Origin of the sequence: Mesorhizobium sp. M7A.F.Ca.CA.001.08.2.1 (genome assembly GCF_003998455.1) — a bacterium.
GTDB lineage: Bacteria > Pseudomonadota > Alphaproteobacteria > Rhizobiales > Rhizobiaceae > Mesorhizobium > Mesorhizobium ciceri.
Genome location: NZ_RZPW01001305.1, coordinates 1 through 827 on the forward strand (window position 1 = coordinate 1; position 827 = coordinate 827).

The 827-nt window shown below is 66.5% G+C and carries 1 protein-coding gene; it reads left to right on the forward strand.

The window, feature by feature from the left end:
• A partial coding sequence (locus EN914_RS37005) for a UbiA family prenyltransferase (RefSeq protein WP_164779244.1) occupies positions 1–696 on the forward strand: 696 nt, incomplete at its 5' end.
• Positions 697–827 lie beyond the last annotated feature (131 nt).

Consider the following 827-nt stretch of genomic DNA (forward strand, 5'->3'; position numbering starts at 1 on the left):
GACCTCGCGCTCGACCGCAAACACCTCACCAAGCGCAACAGGCCGTTCGCCAGCGGCGCGCTGTCGATCCCGTTCGGACTTGGGGCGATCGCGGTGCTTCTGGCGATCGGCATCGGCACCGGGCTATTCCTGTCGCCCGAATTCATGGCTGTGCTCGGCGGCTACATGGTCGTCACCACTGCCTATTCGCTGTCGTTCAAGCGCATGCTGCTGGTCGATGTGCTGACGCTCGCCGGCCTCTACACGATCCGCGTCCTGGCCGGCGCGGCGGCGACCGGCGTCGACGTCTCGTTTTGGCTGCTGGCCTTCTCCATCTTCTTCTTCCTGTCGCTGGCGCTGGTGAAGCGCTTCGTCGAACTGCGCACCACCGCCATTCCGCCCGGCGAGCGCATTGCCGGTCGCGGCTATCGCACCGAAGACCAGGAGATCGTCGCCCAGGCCGGCATGGCCTCGGCCTTCTCCTCGGCGCTGGTGCTGGCGCTCTACATGGACAGTGTCGCGGTGCGGGAACTCTATCCGCATCCATGGCTGATCTGGCCGCTGGCGCCGATCGTGCTCTATCTTACCATGCGCGTCTGGATCCTGGCGCGCCGCAACGAGATGCATGACGATCCGGTCGTCTTCATCATCCGCGACTGGCGCAGCCAGATCGTGGTGCTGATCGGTGCGGTGATGCTGGTCATCGGGGGCTGGTAGGCATGGCCGCCGGACGTTTCCCAAGCTTTGGCCTTGCCACGCCGCCGGCGCCGCGCGCCATCGGTGCCGACGAGGCGATCGCGCTGCTGAAGGGCGGTCAGGCCAAGCCGGCGTCGCTGCTTGCCTATGGC